The organism is Streptomyces sp. NPDC048504 (assembly GCF_043200035.1).
Lineage (GTDB): Bacteria > Actinomycetota > Actinomycetes > Streptomycetales > Streptomycetaceae > Streptomyces.
On sequence record NZ_JBICXA010000002.1, the window covers coordinates 176,886 to 195,255 of the forward strand.

General features: G+C 70.8%; 16 protein-coding genes and 1 pseudogene. 4 read left to right on the top strand and 13 right to left on the bottom strand.

The window, feature by feature from the left end; genetic code table 11:
- Positions 1 to 75: 75 nt before the first annotated feature.
- The 3 genes from ACGFY9_RS05055 to ACGFY9_RS05065 form a co-directional block, all read right to left on the bottom strand.
- Positions 76 to 1,878, bottom strand: a complete 1,803-nt coding sequence (locus ACGFY9_RS05055) for an ABC-F family ATP-binding cassette domain-containing protein (RefSeq protein ID WP_393752073.1) — start codon at positions 1,876 to 1,878, stop codon at positions 76 to 78.
- A 164-nt stretch (positions 1,879 to 2,042) separates the two neighbouring features.
- A complete protein-coding gene (locus ACGFY9_RS05060; protein ID WP_393752075.1) occupies positions 2,043 to 2,516 on the bottom strand; it encodes a hypothetical protein in 474 nt (157 codons plus the stop codon).
- A 10-nt stretch (positions 2,517 to 2,526) separates the two neighbouring features.
- On the bottom strand, positions 2,527 to 3,684 hold the full coding sequence (locus ACGFY9_RS05065; protein ID WP_393752077.1) for a helix-turn-helix domain-containing protein: 1,158 nt from the start codon (positions 3,682 to 3,684) through the stop codon (positions 2,527 to 2,529).
- Between the two features lie 292 nt (positions 3,685 to 3,976).
- Here ACGFY9_RS05065 and ACGFY9_RS05070 point away from each other — a divergent pair, with 292 nt between their 5' ends.
- Positions 3,977 to 4,420 carry an ATP-binding protein gene (locus ACGFY9_RS05070; protein WP_393752079.1) on the top strand — a complete coding sequence of 148 codons (444 nt, stop codon included), beginning with the start codon at positions 3,977 to 3,979 and terminating at the stop codon, positions 4,418 to 4,420.
- Between the two features lie 229 nt (positions 4,421 to 4,649).
- Here the strand turns inward: ACGFY9_RS05070 and ACGFY9_RS05075 are convergent, their stop codons facing one another.
- Positions 4,650 to 4,775, bottom strand: a complete 126-nt coding sequence (locus ACGFY9_RS05075; RefSeq protein WP_393752081.1) for a hypothetical protein — start codon at positions 4,773 to 4,775, stop codon at positions 4,650 to 4,652.
- A 163-nt stretch (positions 4,776 to 4,938) separates the two neighbouring features.
- Between ACGFY9_RS05075 and tgmA the strand changes: the two genes are divergently transcribed.
- Genes tgmA through tgmC form a run of 3 tightly spaced genes read left to right on the top strand, consistent with a single transcriptional unit; the run spans position 4,939 to position 7,297 of the window.
- Entirely contained in the window at positions 4,939 to 5,199 is a 261-nt protein-coding gene (gene tgmA, locus ACGFY9_RS05080) for a putative ATP-grasp-modified RiPP (protein ID WP_393752083.1), read from the top strand.
- A complete protein-coding gene (tgmB, locus tag ACGFY9_RS05085) occupies positions 5,199 to 6,173 on the top strand; it encodes an ATP-grasp ribosomal peptide maturase (RefSeq protein WP_393752085.1) in 975 nt (324 codons plus the stop codon). The genes tgmA and tgmB overlap by 1 nt, the downstream gene beginning before the upstream one ends.
- A complete protein-coding gene (tgmC, locus tag ACGFY9_RS05090; protein WP_393752087.1) occupies positions 6,170 to 7,297 on the top strand; it encodes an ATP-grasp peptide maturase system methyltransferase in 1,128 nt (375 codons plus the stop codon). Before tgmB ends, tgmC begins: the two co-directional genes overlap by 4 nt.
- 103 nt (positions 7,298 to 7,400) lie before the next feature.
- Here tgmC and ACGFY9_RS05095 read toward each other — a convergent pair whose 3' ends face one another.
- The 9 genes and pseudogenes from ACGFY9_RS05095 to rsmI form a co-directional block, all read right to left on the bottom strand.
- On the bottom strand, positions 7,401 to 8,432 hold the full coding sequence (locus tag ACGFY9_RS05095; RefSeq protein ID WP_393752839.1) for an N-acetylmuramoyl-L-alanine amidase: 1,032 nt from the start codon (positions 8,430 to 8,432) through the stop codon (positions 7,401 to 7,403).
- Positions 8,433 to 8,668: 236 nt separating this feature from the next.
- Positions 8,669 to 10,663, bottom strand: a complete 1,995-nt coding sequence (locus ACGFY9_RS05100; RefSeq protein WP_393752089.1) for a nitrate- and nitrite sensing domain-containing protein — start codon at positions 10,661 to 10,663, stop codon at positions 8,669 to 8,671.
- Between the two features lie 363 nt (positions 10,664 to 11,026).
- Entirely contained in the window at positions 11,027 to 11,806 is a 780-nt protein-coding gene (locus tag ACGFY9_RS05105; protein ID WP_393752091.1) for an MHYT domain-containing protein, read from the bottom strand.
- Positions 11,807 to 11,998: 192 nt separating this feature from the next.
- Entirely contained in the window at positions 11,999 to 12,928 is a 930-nt protein-coding gene (locus tag ACGFY9_RS05110; RefSeq protein WP_393752093.1) for a 4-(cytidine 5'-diphospho)-2-C-methyl-D-erythritol kinase, read from the bottom strand.
- A gap of 419 nt (positions 12,929 to 13,347) precedes the next feature.
- A pseudogene (gene rsmA, locus ACGFY9_RS05115) lies at positions 13,348 to 14,235 on the bottom strand (16S rRNA (adenine(1518)-N(6)/adenine(1519)-N(6))-dimethyltransferase RsmA); the annotation flags it as partial.
- Positions 14,236 to 14,361: 126 nt separating this feature from the next.
- Entirely contained in the window at positions 14,362 to 15,663 is a 1,302-nt protein-coding gene (locus ACGFY9_RS05120; protein WP_393752095.1) for a ubiquitin-like domain-containing protein, read from the bottom strand.
- A gap of 143 nt (positions 15,664 to 15,806) precedes the next feature.
- Complete coding sequence (locus ACGFY9_RS05125) at positions 15,807 to 16,697, bottom strand: TatD family hydrolase (RefSeq protein ID WP_393752097.1); 891 nt, start codon at positions 16,695 to 16,697, stop codon at positions 15,807 to 15,809.
- 47 nt (positions 16,698 to 16,744) lie between these two features.
- Positions 16,745 to 17,179: a hypothetical protein gene (locus ACGFY9_RS05130; RefSeq protein WP_393752099.1), complete on the bottom strand. Its 435-nt coding sequence runs from the start codon at positions 17,177 to 17,179 to the stop codon at positions 16,745 to 16,747.
- Between the two features lie 304 nt (positions 17,180 to 17,483).
- Positions 17,484 to 18,344 carry a 16S rRNA (cytidine(1402)-2'-O)-methyltransferase gene (gene rsmI, locus ACGFY9_RS05135; RefSeq protein WP_393752101.1) on the bottom strand — a complete coding sequence of 287 codons (861 nt, stop codon included), beginning with the start codon at positions 18,342 to 18,344 and terminating at the stop codon, positions 17,484 to 17,486.
- Positions 18,345 to 18,370 lie beyond the last annotated feature (26 nt).

Below are 18,370 nucleotides of genomic sequence, written 5' to 3' on the forward strand. Positions count from 1 at the left end.
GAACGGGCCGGTTCACCCCTGTTCCCAAGGGAGGACCGGCCCGTGATGTCGTTGTTATGCGCCTTCACGCACCCTTCACGCGTCCTCGGCGAGTTCCAGCCACCGCATCTCCAGCTCGTCCCGCTCGCCGCTCAAGTCCCGTAGCTGCGCGTCCAGTTCGGCCACTTTCGCGAAGTCCGTGGCGTTGTCGGCGATCTGCGCGTGCAGCTTGGCCTCCTTCTCGGAGACCTTGTCCAACTGCCGCTCGATCTTCTGGAGTTCCTTCTTCGCGGCCCGCTGGTCGGCGGCGCTCACGGCGGGTGCGGCCTTCTCCACGACGGGGACGGCGGCCGCGGCGACCTCCTCCATACGGTGGCGCCGCTCCAGGTACTCGTCGATGCCGCGCGGCAGCATCCGCAGGGTCGCGTCGCCGAGGAGGGCGTACACCTTGTCGGTGGTGCGCTCGACGAAGAACCGGTCGTGGGAGATCACGATCATCGACCCCGGCCAGCCGTCGAGGACGTCCTCCAGCTGGGTCAGGGTCTCGATGTCGAGGTCGTTCGTGGGCTCGTCGAGGAAGAGGACGTTCGGCTCGTCCATGAGGAGACGGAGGAGCTGCAGCCTGCGCCGCTCACCACCCGACAGGTCCCCGACCGGCGTCCACTGCTTCTCCTTGTTGAAGCCGAACGTCTCGCACAGCTGCCCGGCGGTCATCTCCCGCCCCTTGCCGAGATCGACCCGCTCCCGCACCTGCTGCACGGCCTCCAACACCCGCAGCGTGGGCTTGAGTTCGGCCACCTCCTGCGAGAGGTAGGCGAGCTTCACCGTCTTTCCCACGACGACCTTGCCGGCCGCGGGCTGGGTCTCGCCGTCGCTGCGGGCGGCCTCGGCGAGGGCGCGCAGCAGGGAGGTCTTGCCGGCGCCGTTCACGCCGACGAGGCCGACGCGGTCGCCGGGACCGAGGTGCCAGGTGATGTGCTTGAGCAGCACCTTCGGCCCGGCCTGGACGGTCACGTCCTCCAGGTCGAAGACCGTACGGCCCAGGCGCGAGGAGGCGAACTTCATCAGCTCGCTGGTGTCGCGCGGCGGCGGTACGTCCGCGATCAGTTCGTTGGCGGCCTCGACGCGGAAGCGCGGCTTCGACGTACGGGCGGGGGCGCCGCGGCGCAGCCAGGCCAGCTCCTTGCGGACCAGGTTCTGCCGCTTGGTCTCCTCGGTGGCCGCGATGCGCTCGCGCTCGGCACGGGCGAAGACGTAGTCGGTGTAGCCGCCCTCGTACTCGTAGACATCGCCCTTCTGCACGTCCCACATCCGCGTGCAGACCTGGTCCAGGAACCACCGGTCGTGCGTCACGCAGACGAGCGCGGAACGGCGCTCGCGCAGGTGCTGGGCGAGCCAGGCGATGCCCTCGACGTCGAGGTGGTTCGTCGGCTCGTCCAGGACGACCAGGTCCTGGTCCTCGATGAGCAGCTTCGCGAGCGCGATACGGCGGCGCTCGCCACCGGAGAGCGGGCCGATGACGGTGTCGAGACCCTGCGGGAAGCCCGGCATGTCAAGCCCGCCGAAGAGTCCTGTCAGCACGTCGCGGATCTTGGCGTTGCCCGCCCACTCGTGGTCGGCCATGTCCCGGATGACCTCGTGGCGGACGGTCGCCTCCGGGTCGAGGGAGTCGTGCTGCGTGAGGACACCGAGGCGGAGTCCTCCGGAGTGGGTGACACGTCCGGTGTCGGACTCCTCCAGCTTGGCGAGCATCCGGATCAGGGTGGTCTTGCCGTCACCGTTGCGGCCCACGACCCCGATCCGGTCCCCTTCGGAGACACCGAGCGAGACGCCGTCGAGCAGGGCACGGGTGCCGTACACCTTGCTGACGTTCTCGACATTGACCAGGTTGACGGCCATTTTGCTCCTGACAGGGGGGACGGTCAGCCTCCCAGGGTAATGCGCGGTGGGGGGCCGGTGATCCGGGCAGGTCAAGGGGATGCCGTCGTAGGTCTGCCGCGCCGTCGTGGCTGGTCGCCTCCGTGCGGCGAATGCCGCCGAAGGGGCACGATGAAGAATGCCGGTCAGCGGGTGGCGCCCTCCGGCCAGAGCACCCGCACGGGGACGCCGGTCCGCTCGGCGTAGTCCACGACGTCCGCTGTCCCGCCGTACCCCCGAGCCGGTTTGCCGTCCCACACGGCCAGTAGCTCATCCACCAGGCCGACGAGGATTTCACTGCCTGCCTGGTGGGCCTCGGAGGTCGACTCCGCCATGCCGGTCCCGTGCACGTCGGCCGCCTGCCGCATGAGCTTGTCGTACGTGGTGTGATGCCACTCGGGAAGGCTGACCCGGTACTCGGTGGCGGGTACGACGATTTCGAGGCGCCCACCGTGTGCGAGGGCCGTTTCCGCGAACCATGAGTCGGGGCCGTCGGCGATACACGAGACGGCAACCAGTTCCGAGGGGTCGTAGCCGCGTACCGCCTCGGAGAGCATCTCCCGAACCTGTTCCTCGACCTCCGGGCTGAGCCCGCGATGTCCCGTGATCCCCACCCGCACTCTGTGCCTCCTACAGATAGACGCCGTGCAACTGCTCGTCGAAGTCCCGCACCACCTTGGGCGGCGTGGTGGTCGTGAGCGTACGACGCATGGTGCGGGCCCGCTCTACGATCCGCCCCGACCTGTACTTGAGCCCGGTGTTCAGCGCGCGGGAGGCGAGGGCGAACGCCGCCTCTACGCGTCCGCCTGCCAGATGGCCGGAGGCGATGTCGAGCACCAGCAGCGCGCGCTGTTTCTCGTGTCCGGTAGCGAGCGCCTCGGTGTCCTCCGAGAGCACCCAGTCGGCGAGGCCGAGCCGCGAGCCGCACGCCACCCGGGCGGCTGCGACCTTCGTTTCGGTGAAGGTGAACACCCATGGCCACGGCGGCGGTTCCTGCCCGTCCAGGGCGGCGACGGCGGCCCGCGAGGCGGTCAGTGACCGGTCTGCGCGGCGCCGGTCGCCGACCGCCGCGTGTGCCAGTGCCTCCACGCTGGACAACCAGGCATCCGCGACGGGCGGCTGACGGTCGCCCAGCGCGCGGCGGGCCTTCGCCGCGAGATTCAGCGCTTGCACGCCGTTGCCCGCGTGTGCCTCGAACTGGGCCAGGCTGCCGGTCTGGTAAGCCGTCAGCAGCGGGTTCCCGGCCGCCTTCGCGGCCTTGATCGCCGCGCCGTACCAGGTGCGTGCGCTGCCGTTGTCGCCCATGTCCCACGCCAGCCACCCGGCAAGACTCGCTGCCTCGCTGCCGACGGCCGCGAGGCGGGGTCGCTGTTCGGGGCTCGCGTCGCGGGTGATGCTCTGGATCAGACGCATGTGGGTGCGTACGGACTCCTCCAGGTCGCGCGACGGGGTGGAACCGTCAAGCCGTCTGTAAGCGGACGTACTCAGCCGGAGGGCTGCGGCCCGTCCGCCAGTCGTGTCGGGTGCATCCGGGAGTGCGGCCAGAGCGGGGGCCGTGGCCACGGCCACAGCTCCGCCGAGGAATTGGCGTCGATCCACGTCAGATCCGTCTTTCGCGTGAGCCTGGGGGTGGCTGTCTGCGAGCCCGACGATTACTCGCGGAATCTCCAGATGCGCGGCAGCCGCCGCCAGAATGTCCGTGCTGTAGGCCCCAGTTCCCTTCTTCTCCAGACGGGACACGGCGGACTGCGACAGCCCGCACGCCTCGCCCAGCTGGGTCTGAGTCACGCGCCGATCCCGCCGGACCAGCTCGATGACCCGCCCGAAGTCACCGGCCCGGGAAGCCTCCCGAACCGGCCCTGTCTGAAAGTCCACGGCTTACCCCCCACGCTACGAGTCTGCACAGCACCGCGCGCCTACTCGTACCCGCTGGGCGCATATCCGCATGCGGGTGCTGCATGTGCGATGGTCCCACTCCACACGGTGACCGTTGACTGGTTGCCAACGCAACGCCCGTCCCTCCAACGGGAGTTCGAGCGCTTGTGTGATGTCGGCCCGCCCCCTGACCAAGGCATGATCCATGACGATGACGGTGATCAGACCTCGCGCGACGGGACATCCCGGATACAGCGAGACCCACCCCCGCGCCGAACAGACAGCGCCCCTGACCCGCGGACTGGTCCGCACCGCATGTGCCACGTGGGGCCTGACCGACGACACGGCGGAGGCTGCGGCTCTGGTGATGGCCGAGTTGTTCTCCAACGCCATACGCCACGCCTGTGGCCCGTCCGTTCGGGTCGTCGTCGATCGGCCCGGCGACGATCGCGTGTATGTGGCGGTCATCGACCGTTCCCCCCACCAACTCCCCGAACTGCGCACTCCGGATCCCGATGAGCAGAGCGGGCGCGGGCTGTTGCTCATCGAGGCCCTGAGTGATCGGTGGGGCTACGACAGACTCGGTCCCGTCTCCCGGCCGTGGGGTAAACGCTGCTGGGCAGAGCTGCGCGTCAAGGACAGCGCGTGATGACCGCCCAGCAGATGACAGCGCCGCTGCCGGAGTTCACCAGCCTCCGGCCCCGTCAGCAGATGGCCATGGACTGCGTCCTGTGCAACACCCGGCTGGGGACCGCCGGCCGCGTCCTGGCCGACGTGCGCCACCACGGAAGGCCCTTTTGCCTGTGGGCCTGCAACCCAGCCTGTGGGGGCCTGCGTTGAGACGCCTTCAGGTCCCCCGGCCTGCACACCGTGATGGGTCACCCCGGGTTGAGGCCGCTGCCCTGGTGCTTGTCGTGCTTGTCCTCGGCGGCGTGCTGCTCGTCGTGGCCCTGTAGTTCCCGGCGGTTCGCCGCGACCCACGAGCCCGTGTGCCGCTGGTCCAAGTACCGCCCGTAAGACGGGGACCGCCTCCCGGCCGGCCCCTGGAGTCCAGACGCGCGGATTTCCCGACAAGACGGCCGCGCGGCCAGGCGCGGGCTCCTCGCCGTCCTGACGACACCTGGCGGCGGGTGCCACCGTAGAAGCGACCGAGAGATGAGGAGACCCATGCAGGCCAGCGCGCCGGATCAGGTCACCCCCTGGGGTGTCAGCCGTATGAAGCCGTTCCCTCCTGCCGAAGTTCTGCCCGTTGCCCGCGCGGTCCTCGACGCCGAGACGCAGACCGCCTCGTGGGTGGACCCTGACGGAACCCTGGTGCCGACGCTGGACAAGCACAAGCGGTCGGAGACGTCGAAGGAGACGAAGACGAAAACGAGCATGGACGGCAACTCGGACGAAGGCAGCGACCAACAGGGAGACAGCGACTGATGGCCGCGGGTGGACCGCCCGTCCTCGTCGTCACGCGCCTGGACGATGCGACAGCCGACGAGGTGGTCGCCGAACTCAACCGGCGTCGGGTGCCCGTAATACGCCTCGATCCGGGGGACTTTCCTGCGACGGTCACCGCGGCAGCGGTGTACGACAGCCTTGGTCCCGGCGGCACCCTGACCACCGAGACCCGCGCACTCGACCTGGACAGCGTGCGCTCGGTGTACTGGCGGCGGCCCACCCCCTACACCGCCGACCTCGCCATGAGCGAACAGACTGCCCGCTGGGCTGTGGAGGAGGCCCGCTACGGGCTCGGCGGCATCCTCGCCGCTCTCCCCGGCGCCCGCTACCTGAATCACCCCTGGCGCAACCGAGATGCCGAGTACAAGCCGGCACAGCTGGCGACGGCTGCCCGCTGCGGGCTGGCCGTGCCTCCCACCCTGATCACCAACGATCCCGACGAGGCCCGCACGTTCGCGGCGGAGCACGGGCCGGTGCTCTACAAGCCGTTACGGGAAACCGACTACGCCGACGCTCACGGCCGGGCGCTGACGGTGTGGATCGACGACGTGGCCCCTGCGCAGATCGACGACCGGATACGCCACACGGCGCACCTGTTCCAGCAGCGGGTGAGCAAGATCGCCGATATCCGCCTGACCGCTGTCGGCGAGCATCTGATCGCCGTCCGGATCGACGGCTCGCCCGGTGTCGACTGGCGACGCCACTACGACCAGCTGACCTACACCCCCATCCCCGTGCCACCCGACATCGTCAAAGGGGTCCGCGCCTACCTCGACGCCTTCGGCCTGGTCTTCGGCGCCTTCGACTTCGGTCTGGACCTCCATGGTCTGTGGCACTGGTATGAGTGCAACCCCAACGGCCAATGGGCGTGGTTCCCCGACCACATCACCGCCCCGATCACCACCGCCCTCGCCGATCAACTCCAGCAACTTCAGCACGGAGGCCACGCATGACCGCCGACCCGGCCCAGTTGCGCCGCGCCCTTGCCGCGGCCGTCCCCGTGGACGACCCCGCTTGGCGTGATGCACTCGAAGCCGTCCCGCGTGAACTCTTCCTTGACGACACGGTGTTCCGCCTGTCCGGCAGCCAGTGGGAGCCAGTACACCGCCGCACGGCCGGCGATGACGAATGGCTCCGCCTCGTCCACCAAGACACCACCTGGGTCACCCAGATCGACGGCATCGCCGCCGCGGACGCCCCCGGACCACTGACCGGCCGCCCCACCTCGTCCAGCACCCTGCCCTCCCTGATCGTGCGCATGCTCGACCTCGCGCGCATCCGCGAGAGTGACAGGGTCCTGGAGATCGGCACCGGCACCGGCTACTCCACCGCCATCCTCAGCCACCGCCTCGGCGACAAGAACGTGTACTCCATCGAGTACGACCAGGACCTTGCCGCCGCAGCAGCCGACCACATCCAAGCCGCCGGATACTCCCCGACACTCGTTGCGGGAGACGGACTCGCCGGGTACAAGGAGGCCGCCGACTACGACGCGATCGTTGCGACCTGCGCTGTCCGGTACATCCCTCCCGCCTGGCTGTACCAGGTCCGTGACGGCGGAACGATCACGACCACGATCAGCGGATGGATGCTCGCCTCCGGCCTCATCCGCCTCACCGTCCACGACGACGGCACGGCCACGGGCCGCTTTGCCGGTGACCAGATCGGCTACATGCTCGCTCGCCCCCACGAACGCCCGCCCCGCCCGGTCTACTACCAGCGGCCAGGACACACCCGGCCTGCTCGCCTGGACCCCGGTCTTCTCCACGAATGGACCGGGCAGTTCCTCGCTCAGCTCGCCGCGCCCTCCGCCGAACTCATGACCACCGGCGACGGTGTGATCCTCGTGGACGTCGCCACTGGCTCACAGGCATGGACCGAACCCGCCAGAAACGGCTGGCAGGTTCACCAGTACGGCCCGCTACGCCTGTGGGACGCCGTAGAGGACGCGCTCACCACCTGGCAGGATGCCGGAGCGCCCCCACAGTCCGACTTCGGCATGACGGTGGAGGCCGACGGCACCCAACGCGTCTGGCTCGGGGAACCCGACGGACCCGCTTGGCACCTGCCGGTCTGATCGTGAGCACATTCCTGCTCCAGGGCCCCCGGGCAGTGCTGCTCGCCCAGCAGGTCACCGCGGCCTGAGAGGAACCGGCGCGGCAGCCCCCGCCCCTCCCAGGTCAGCGGGCTGCCGCAGCCCTGACCTCGCCCAGCAAGTCGTACATCGTCTGCCCCGGGCAGTCCGTCTGGAGCCAGTCCCTGTGGCCGCTGATGGTTTCGTTGTCCTTCTTCACGCCGTTCACCGGGTTGGTGTAGGTGATCTTGGCCTGGGGGTCGAGGCCCTTGAAGCGGGTGATGACCTTGATCAGGCGGATCAGGGAGGACTTGGCCGCGTCCGTGGGGGCCTGGGACACCAGGTTGCCGATGAGGGCGATGCCGAGGTTGCCCGAGTTGAAGCCTGCCGTGTGGAAGGCGGTGACGAGGTTGCCGTTCTTGTCGAAGGCCGGGATCAGGTCGTCGCCGGAGTAGCGGCCCTCGTAGACGACGCCCGCCTCGTCGATCAGGAAGTGATAGCCGATGTCGCCCCAGTCGAGGGTGATCGCGTGGTACTCGTAGATCCCGCGGACGGTCGCGGCGGGGTCCGGGTCGGCGTTCGGGGTGTCCGTGTGGTGGACCGTGATCGACTGCAACGGGTAGTACGCCTCAGGCGTGTTGACCTTGCCGCCCTTGTACCGCTTCGACTCGTCGGCGCCCCAGGCCGGGCGCGAGAGGTAGCGGACACCGCGGACGCGGGTCGCCTCGGACGGTACGTGGAAGGTGCGGTCGGGGCCTCGGGTGCAGTCGATGGCGACCGAGCGTACGTCCGTCGCGCCGGCCGGTGCCTTGACCTCGTAGGTCGTGGCCTCGTCCGCCGCCACCAGGGCCGTACCGCCGCCGTCGACGGTCGCGCAACCGGTGCCGGTCTGCTGCCAGTCGCCGTCCGCGAGGCGGATGCCGGCGCCGTCCCGGTCGCCGGTCCAGCGCAGGCCGACGTAGGACGCGGCGAAGGCGGTGGTGGCCGGGGCTGTGCCCGTGGCCGTGGCGGAACGGGTGGCCGGGAACGTCTCCGGCTTGGTGCCGGCAGGGGTGGCATCGGTGCTCGTGGAGTCGGAGGCGGAGCCTGAGTCGGTGGCCGCGAAGACGACCGGGGTCAGGGCGGCTCCGGCGGCCACGGCTCCGGCGGCCCCTAGCGCGCCGCGACGCGAGAGGGACCGCTTCCTGCGGTGGGACGGGGCGGGGGACGACGGTGTGGGGGCGTCGGACACGGAACGGACCTTTCCAGCAGTGCACTTGAAGTATCAAACGAACCTATCCGTCCCATCCGCCCCACCTGTACTGCGATTGCGGTACATCTGTGTGGAGATGGTGCGAAGAGAGAAGAGGAGGGGATGGCGGGACGAGTCCGACCTCAGGCGCCGGCCCCGCGCAGCCGCTGCTGCGGGACCAACGCCGACGCGGGCGCCAACCCCCGCCCGCCCGCGGCCTGTTGCTCGCCGACCGGCATGTCGTCGCGCATCAGGGTCTCGGGGATGAGCACCGCGGCCGTGACCCCGCCGCTCGCCGAGTGCCGTACCTCCACGCGCAGGCCCTGCCGCTCGCGCAGCCGGTTGACCACGAACAGGCCGATCTGCTTGGCGTCGAGGAGGTCGACCTTCTCGGACTGGATCTTGCGGTTGGCGTCCGCCATCGCGTCGTCCTTCATGCCGAAGCCGCTGTCCTCGACCTCGATGAGCACGCCCTCCCGCATCCGGGCCGCGCGCAGCTGCACCTGAGTGCTGGGCGGTGAGAACGCGGTCGCGTTCTCGACGAGTTCGGCGAGCAGATGGATCACGTCGGCGACGGAACCGCCGGTCAGCGACACCTTCGGTACGGCCCAGATCTGCACGCGGGCCGAGTTCTCGATCTCGGCGACGGCCGCGCGCAGGATGTCGGACAGCGGGATCGGGTCCCGCCAGCCGCGGCCGGGCGCGATCCCGGACAGGATCAGCAGGCTCTCGGAGTGCCGGCGCATGCGCGTGGCCAGGTAGTCGACGCGGTACAGCTCCTGGAGTTCGGCCGGGTCGCGCTGTCTGCGCACCATCGCGTCGAGCAGGTCGAGTTGGCGGTGCAGCAGGACCTGGCTGCGGCGGGCGAGGCTGACGTAGACACCGGAGATCCCGCTGAGGAGTTCGGCGCGTTCGGAGGCGGCCTTGAGGGCGGCGCGCTGGACGGCGGTCAAAGCGGTGCCGACCTGGGCCAGTTCGTCACCGGCGAGGCGGCGCATGGGGGCCTCGGCGTCGATGTCGACGCCCTGGCCCGCGTGCAGTCGGCGCATGGCCTGCGGGAGGCGGCGGCCGGCGACTTCGAGGGCGGAGTTGCGCAGGTCGAGGAGTTCGACGATGAGGCCGCGGCCGACGAGCACGGAGACGAGCAGCGACAGCAGTACGCCGACCAGTCCGAGCACGACGGCGACCCCGGAGGCGCCGAGCGTGTCCCAGCCGAAGGGGTCGGCGGCGGCCGTGGCTCCCGTACCGGCCTTCGTCTCGGCCGTACCGAGCCCCTTGAGGACTCCGCTCACGGTGGCGTCCCAGCCCTTGAGGAAACCGGCGGACGCGGCCGGGGTGCCGGGGCCCGCGCCGCTCACCCGGTTCTCGATCGCCTGGAGTCGGCGGTAGCCGGTGCCGTCGAGGACCGTGCGGTACGCCGTCCGGTGCTCGGCCCTGAGGTCGGCGACCGCGGGGGCGAGCAGCTCGCGCTGGGTGGCGACGGCGCCGACGAACAGCGCGTACTGCCCCTTCGTCAGCTCGCCCCCGGTGCGGGCGGCGCCGAGCAGCGCCTGCTCGCGGGCGACGGCCTCGCGGGCCCGGGACAGTTCGAGCACCACGCGCGCCTCGGAGGCGTCGGCGGCGGTCTTGTCGCCGGTGAGCGCACCGGTGACGGAGAAACCGTGCTCGACGATCGCCGAGTAACCGCTGTACGTGGCCGTCGACTTGGCGCCCTTGGCGGTGGCCTGTGCGCGCAGCGCCGCCAGGCCGTCGGCATCCGTCTCCAGCTTGTCGATACGGCCCGGCAGCGTGGAGTCGATGAGCGCCGCGTCGGAGCTGGACGCGTTGACACCGTCGCGCAGCGCGGCGGCGGCCCTGTCGGTCGCCTTCGTGGTGCTCGTGAAGGCGCCCGGCGCGTCCGCGTGCCGCAGGGCGGCGGTCCGTTCGGCCTGCACCGCGGTGACGAACTCGGCTACGGGGGTGAGGAGTTCGGAGTTGACGTCCTTGGCGGTCTCGGTGGCCGCGATGCTCGACGCGGTGGTGACCGCGGCGAAGCCCCACAGGGCCATCAGGGACACGACGGGCAGCATCAGCAGGGCGACGATCTTCGCGCGGACGGATCTGGGGCGCAGCCGGGCGGGCGTGCGGAGGACACGCATGGGGACCTCGTTCAGGGAGTGCGGGGATGCGGGGTGCGGGGATGCGGGGAGTGCCGAAGTCGGCGCGGGCCGTGCGGAGTTCGGCCTCTCGCGGCGGTTCGGTGCCTGGGTCCCGGGGGCCGGCGTCTTGGGGAGAGCGGTTAGTCGAAGTCGGCCCGGACCGGAGTGGGGGTGGGTGGTTTGGGTTGTTTGCGGGGTGCGGGTCGGTGGGGGCTGGTCGCGCAGTTCCCCGCGCCCCTAGGGGGTTGGGGGTGGGCGGGGTGGGAGCCTGCACCCCTGGGGAGTTGGGGGTGGGCGGGGTGGGGGTCTGTGCCGGGGTGTCGTGGCTGTGGGTGTGTTCGCCGTGGGGTGGCCGAAGTCGGTTCAGACCGTGGCGAGTTCGACCTCGCGTAGGAGCTCCGCCGCGAAGGCCGACTCGTGGCGCTTGCCGGTCGGGGACAGGGCGACGTACGCGGAGGCCAGGAAGAGGAACGAGCCGAGCACGACCGCGAGCGGGAAGATGAACTCCGTGGCGGTGGCGCCGGACAGGGCCGCGCCGCTGGGCGCGAGGGCGACGCTCACGGCGTACATCCCGGTGTAGTGCATGCTGCTGACCGCGAGCCCCATGACGAGGGCGGCGAGGGTGGCCAGGACCGGGCCGCGGACGATCAGGGTGAGGGTGAGCGCGGCGGTCGCGGCGACGACGGCGATCACGACGGAGGCGATGACGAGCCGGGGGTCGTAGTCGATCGTGCCGTGCAGGTCGAGCGCGGCCATGCCGGTGTAGTGCATGGCCGCGACGCCGAGGCCGGTGCCGATGCCGCCGAAGGCGACCGAGGTGACGCGGGAGCGGCCGTAGCCGGCGGTGAAGACGCCGGCGGCGACCACGCCGATGGACATCAGCAGGCTGAGGACGGTGAGCGGGACGTCGTAGCGGATGGGGGTGCCTTCGACGCTGAAGCCGAGCATCGCCACGAAGTGCATGGTCCAGATGCCGGAGCCGATGGCGACGGAGGCGAGGGTCAGCCAGTTCCGTTTGGAGGCGCCGTCCGTCTCAAGTGCCCTTACGGTGCAGCGCAGTCCGAGGGCGGCGCCGACGCAGGCCATCGCGTAGGAGAGGACCGGGGTGACCCAGCCCGCGCTGAAGTGATCCATGTGGCCCATGGGGAGGTTCCTCTCGGGCGTGGCGCGGCGAGACCGCGCGCGCAGGGAGTACCGCCGGTAACGAGGACCGGGGTTGGCTGATCATGCCAGCCGTACCTGCGAGACATATGCCACGAAAGGGGCCTCGGGGTCGATTGCTGAACATTAAATCAATGTGGTTTGGATAACACCGAACACGCGTATTTTTGCAGGTCAGGCGGGTGTTCCGTGGACCTCGTGTGAAGGTCGGGCGATCACGGTCGCGCCCGCCGCCGGGCCCGTCGCCGTACGGACCGTCCGGCAGGTCCCGGAGGCCGTCAGCGCCTCCGCCACCTTCGCCGCCGAACCGGGGTCGCGGACGAGGAACGCCGTCGTCGGGCCCGAGCCGGAGACGAGCCCCGCGAGGGCGCCCGCGGTGCGGCCCGCGGCGAGGGTGTCGGCGAGTTCCGGGAAGAGCGAAAGGGCGGCGGGCTGAAGGTCGTTGGAGACGGCGGCGGCGAGCGCGTCCGGGTCGCCCTTCGCGAGCGCGTCGAGGAGTGGCCGGGAAGCGACCGGCTCGGGGATGTCGGTACCCTCGCCCAAGCGGTCGAACTCCCGGAAGACAGCGGGGGTGGACAGCCCGCGCCCGGCCATCGCGAACACCCAGTGGAAGGTGCCGCCGGTCTCCAGGACGGTCAGCCTCTCGCCGCGCCCGATGCCGAGCGCCGCCCCGCCCACCAGGCCGAACGGCACATCGCTGCCCAACTCCGCGCAGATGTCGAGCAGTTCGGCCCGCGAGGCACCGGTACCCCACAACGCGTCGCACGCCACCAGCGCGCCCGCACCGTCGGCACTGCCGCCCGCCATGCCGCCGGCGACGGGGATGTCCTTGGCGATGTGGATGTGCACGGCGGGGCTACGGCCGTACCGCTCGGCGAGTGCTACGGCCGCCCGCGCCGCCAAGTTCGTACGGTCCAGGGGGACTTGGGCCGCGTCCGGGCCCGCGCAGGTGACCCGGAGTTCGTCGGCGGGGGTCACGGTGACCTCGTCGTGGAGGCCGACCGCGAGAAAGACGTTGGCCAGGTCATGGAAACCGTCGGGGCGGGCTGCCCCCACCGCGAGCTGGACGTTGACCTTCGCGGGGACGCGGACGGTGACACTCACTTGCCGGGCTCCTTGTGCTGGGGGTTGGCCTTGGTGAAAACCGGGGCGGGGACGGTCACTTGCCGGGTTCTCGTGGTGGACGGTGACCTTGGCGAAGACCTGGACGGTGGCGGTCACTCGCCGGGCCCCTCGTGCTAGGCGTCGTCGGCCCGGGTGTCTCGCGCGGGCGCTCCCTCCGGGGCGGGCGCGTCCGGCCCGGCGCGATCGGCACCCGCCTCGCCTTCAGAACCCGGCTTGCCCTCAGTGCCTGCCCCGCCTTCAGAACCCGGCTTGCCCTCAGCGCCCGCCTCGCCTTCAGAACCCGGCTTGCCCTCAGCGCCTGACCCGCCCTCGGCACCCAGCTTGCTCTCAGCACCTGCCCCGCCTTCGGCACCCAGCTTGCCCTCAGCGCCTGCCCCGCCTTCGGCACCCGGCTTGCGCTCGGCACCCGCCTCGGCGTCGGCGCCCACCTTGTTCTCCGCGATGCGCGTGAACTCCTCCACGGTGAGCGACTCGCCGCGCGCCTGCGGCGACACCCCGGCGGCCACCAGAGCCACCTCCGCCGCCGCCGCCGACCCCGCCCAGCCCGCGAGTGCCGCCCGCAGGGTCTTGCGGCGTTGGGCGAAGGCCGCGTCGACCACGGCGAAGACCTCGCGACGGGTGACTGTCGTCTTCAGGGGTTCGGACCTGCGGGTCAGTGCCACCAGGCCGCTGTCCACGTTGGGGGCCGGCCAGAAGACCGTGCGGCCGATGGAACCTGCCCGCTTGACCTCGGCGTACCAGTTCGCCTTCACGGACGGGACGCCGTACACCTTCGAACCGGGCGGCGCGGCCAGGCGGTCGGCGACCTCCGCCTGGACCATCACCAGGGTGCGTTCGATGGTCGGGAAGTGTTCCAGCATGTGCAGCAGGACCGGTACGGCCACGTTGTAGGGGAGATTGGCGACCAGCGCGGTCGGGGCGGGGCCCGGCAGCTCGGTCACCTGCATCGCGTCGGAGTGCACCAGCGCGAAACGGTCCGCCCGGTCCGGCATCCTCGCGGCGACCGTCGCCGGGAGCGCGCTCGCGAGGGTGTCGTCGATCTCCACGGCGGTGACGCGGTCGGCCACCTCCAGCAGTGCCAGCGTGAGCGAGCCGAGTCCCGGGCCCACCTCCACGACCACGTCGTCGGGGCGGACGTCTGCGGTGCGGACGATGCGGCGGACCGTGTTCGCGTCGATCACGAAGTTCTGGCCGCGTTGTTTTGTGGGGCGGACGTTCAGGGCGGCTGCCAGTTCGCGGATTTCGGCGGGGCCTAGGAGGGCGTCGGGGGTGGGGTTGCTGCTCACGTCACCTAGGTTACGGGGCCGTTTTCGTCTGCCGCGCCGTCGTGGCTGGTCGCGCAGTTCCCCGCGCCCCTGGGGGGCGGGGGGCTGGCGCCCCCAAGCCCCCAAACCCCTCAAACCCCTCAAACCTCAGCCGTGCAGCCTTGTCCCGCAGTGTGGCCACGGGCTCGAACCCCGGCGTACGTACAGCCTCTTCGCGCGGAACGTCTGTTCTTCCGCGCTCGCGTCCTGGGGGCGTCCGCTGCCGCCGAGGCTGTGCCAGGTGTGGGTGTCGAACTGGTAGAGGCCGCCGTACGTCCCCGAAGGGTCCACCGCGCCGGGGCGGCCGCCGGACTCGCAGGTCGCGAGGCCGTGCCAGTTGAGCTGGTCGGCGCCCTGGACGGAGGTGGGCATGGGCTTCGTGCCGACCTTCACCAGCTGGGGGCGGGGTTCGCGGATCAGCTGGTCGTCCACTCGGCGGGGCTTCTCCTTGACGCCGTTGACCGTGCGGAGGGTGTAGGTGACCCGGCGGAGGCCCGGCCGGCCGGCGCGTTCGACCACCTCCGTGCCCTTGAAGAGGGTGGGGTCGTCGGTGCGTTCCACCTTGAAGGGGATCGCCTCCTCGCGGACCTCGCGCGTGCCCGTCACCCTCAGGACCGTGATCGTCTGGCCGTCGCGGGGGAAGCCGGCGGGCGGGACCGAGGTGGTGTCCTCGCCGTGGAGGCTGATGCCGGCCTCCTGGACCGCCTCGCCGACCGTCGCCGCGTTCGTGCGGATCGTGCGGGCGCGGCCGTCGGCCATGATCGTGACGGTGCGTTCGGTGCGGACGTCGAGGGCGAGTCCGGCGCGGCCGATGGGCTGGGAGCGCGAGGTGGAGAGGTACGCGCCCTCGGCCCGTACGCCGAGTTGTTCGAGGGCTCCGTCGACCGTGCGTGCCGTGGTCCACACCTCGCGCCGGTGGCCGTCGATGGTGAGCCGCACGGGGCGGCCGTAGCGCACCGCGACCTCGTCGCCGCTGGCGAGGGTCGCGTCGCGGCCGGGGGCCACCACGTCGTGCGCGCCTACGTCGACACCCTCCTGGGCGAGGAGTTCGGTGACGTCGTCGGCGAAGGTGTGCAGGGTGCGCGGCTTGCCGTCGACGCTCAGCTCGATGGCCTTGTCCTTGGCGACGAACGCGGTGGTGCCGCCCGCGAGGAACGCGACCACCAGCGCCTGCGGCACCAGTCGGCGCATCGCGGAACCGGAGTCAGAGCGCTCGGCTCTTCGCCGCCGCCCGTGCCGTGCCGCCGGCTCGCTCTCCGGCGGGACTGTGCCTGTCTGGCGGGGGAACACGGGTTCGTACGCCTCGTAGGCGGGGCGGTACGTGTCCTCGTACACCGCAGTGGGCCCGTCGGTGTACGCATCGGCGCGCACACCGCGGTCGTACGTCTCGTAGGTCTCGTAGTTGCTCACGCCGACACGCTCCAGAAGGCCACGGGGGTCCGGATCGGGCCCACAGAACCTAGCGGAGTGGCCGTCACTCTCCAAAGCGACGCGGCTACCCAGAGTTGTGTTCGATGTCGTCTTGAGGATTCTTTCGATACGGTCCCGAGGGCTCAATAGGCGAACGCCCGGGCCGTGTTGGCCGCGAGCGCCGTCGCCAGCGCGTCCTCCTCGATGCCCCGTACGGCGGCCATCGCGCGGACCGTGACCGGAATGAGATAGGGCGCGTTGGGTCGCCCGCGGTACGGGGCCGGGGTGAGGAAGGGCGCGTCGGTTTCCACCAGGACCAGTTCGAGGGGGGCCACGGCCAGCGCGTCCCGCAGGCTCTGGGCGTTCTTGAAGGTGACGGTCCCGGCGAAGGACATGAAGTACCCGGCGCGGGCGCAGAGTTCGGCCATCTCGGCGTCGCCGGAGTAGCAGTGGAAGACCGTGCGCTCGGGGGCGCCTTCCTCCTTGAGGACGCGGAGCACGTCGGCGTGGGCGTCGCGGTCGTGGATGACCAGGGCCTTGCCGTGCCGCTTGGCGATCTCGATGTGGGCGCGGAAGGACTTCTCCTGGGCCGCCTTGCCCTCGGGGCCGGTGCGGAAGTAGTCGAGGCCGGTCTCGCCGACGCCCTTGACCTGGGGCAGTCCGGCAAGGCGGTCGATCTCGGCGAGGGCCTCGTCGAGGGCCTTGTCGCCGCCCGCCACCCGCGCGCCCTGCCGGGACCAGCCGTCAGGGTCTCCGTGGACTATGCGCGGGGCTTCGTTCGGGTGCAGGGCGACCGTCGCGTGGACGGCCTCGTGCCGGGCAGCCGTCTCGGCGGCCCAGCGGGAGCCCTTCAGGTCGCAGCCGACCTGTACGAGCGTCGTCACGCCGACCGACGCGGCCTTGGCGAGAGCCTCGTCCACCGTGCCGGACTGCATGTCGAGGTGAGTGTGGGAATCGGCGACGGCCACCCGGAGGGGCTCGGGCAGCGGCGGCGCCGCGTTCTTCTCGCTACCGCTGGCGCTGGAGGAAGGCATGCCCCGATCCTACGAAAGGGGCATGCCCGCCTGGTCGTCGGAGCCGGTCAGCTCGCCTTGCGGTGGAACGGGTGCAGGAGGTCGGACAGGTGCCAGTGGTGGTCCCTGTGCTCCGGCAGCGGAGTCACGGCGGCGTCGTCGCCCGCGCTGTCCGCCGCCTCGGCCGTAGCCGCTGCCCGGGGCCGGGGCGCCTGGTACTGCCGCTGCGCGGCCTCCCGTACCGACGACACCTGGCCCGCGCGCATGATGCGCACGACATGCCCGTCGCAGTTGAGGCAGGCGGGCCGGCTGAGCGGTGACGGCACGACCTGACCCTCCGCCACGTACATCACGAACTGGTGGCCGTCGGTGTCGACGTGGTGCTCTATCTCGTACGACTGCTCCCAGCCGTGCCCGCACCGCATGCAGGCGAAGGAGTACGACTCGTTGACCACTGCCGTGGCAGCGCCACGGAGGCCGGTCTGCCCTGCGATCTCACTCATGCCAGCTCCTGCTTGCTTTCCGCTGGACAAGCGCCCCCGGCGAGGGGATTCCCCCCGGAATCCCGTTGGAGGCGAGGGACGGGTGCGTCCCTTCATCCAGTGGACGCCTCCAGCAGGGCGAATGCATCAGTCCTGTCGACTGTTGGAGGCGATTTGGACTTTCCTTGTCGAATCACCCCGCCAAGGCGCTCCGGGCTTTGCATTTCGTGACCCCGCTTTGCCCCGCCATGGGGCGCGCGCTCATAGGAACAGCTCCCCGCTCAGAGGAACCTTTCCCGCAGGTCAGAGGGGTTTTTACGCAAGCTCACAGGGGTTTTTGCGCAGACTTCGCCGCCACCACCGCATCGAACACCTCGCGCTTGGGAACGCCTGCCTCGACGGCCACGGCGGCGATCGCCTCTTTACGCCGCTCCCCCGCCTCCTCGCGCACCCGCACCCGCCGTACCAGCTCGTCGGCGCCGAGTTCCTCGGCCTTCTCGGGGGCGCCCTCGACGACGACGGTGATCTCCCCTCTCACACCCTCCGCGGCCCACTCGGCCAGCTCCCCGACCGGGCCGCGCTTGATCTCCTCGTACGTCTTCGTCAGCTCGCGGCAGACGGCGGCCCGCCGCTCGGCGCCGAACACCTCGGCCATCGCGGCGAGGGTGTCGTCGAGCCGGTGCGGCGCCTCGAAGTAGACGAGGGTCCGCCGCTCACCGGCGACCTCCCGCAGCCGGGACAGGCGCTCGCCCGCCTTGCGCGGCAGGAACCCCTCGAAGCAGAACCGGTCCACCGGCAGCCCGGACAGCGCGAGCGCGGTGAGCACCGCGGACGGTCCCGGTACGGCGGTGACCTTGATGTCCTGCTCCACGGCGGCGGCGACCAGCCGGTACCCCGGGTCGGACACGGACGGCATCCCCGCGTCGGTCACGAGCAGCACGCGCGAACCACCGAGCAGCGCCTCGACCAACTCCGGTGTCCGCGCCGCCTCGTTGCCCTCGAAATACGACACGACGCGTCCCTTGGGCTGCACCCCAAGCGCCTGCGTGAGCCGCCGCAGCCGTCGCGTGTCCTCGGCTGCGACCACATCGGCACCCGCCAACTCCTCGGCGAGCCGCGGCGGGGCGTCCGCGATGTCGCCGATGGGGGTGCCGGCAAGGACCAGAGTTCCGGGAGCAACTGTCACGTTTCCATCCTCTCAGGGGAGAGAGG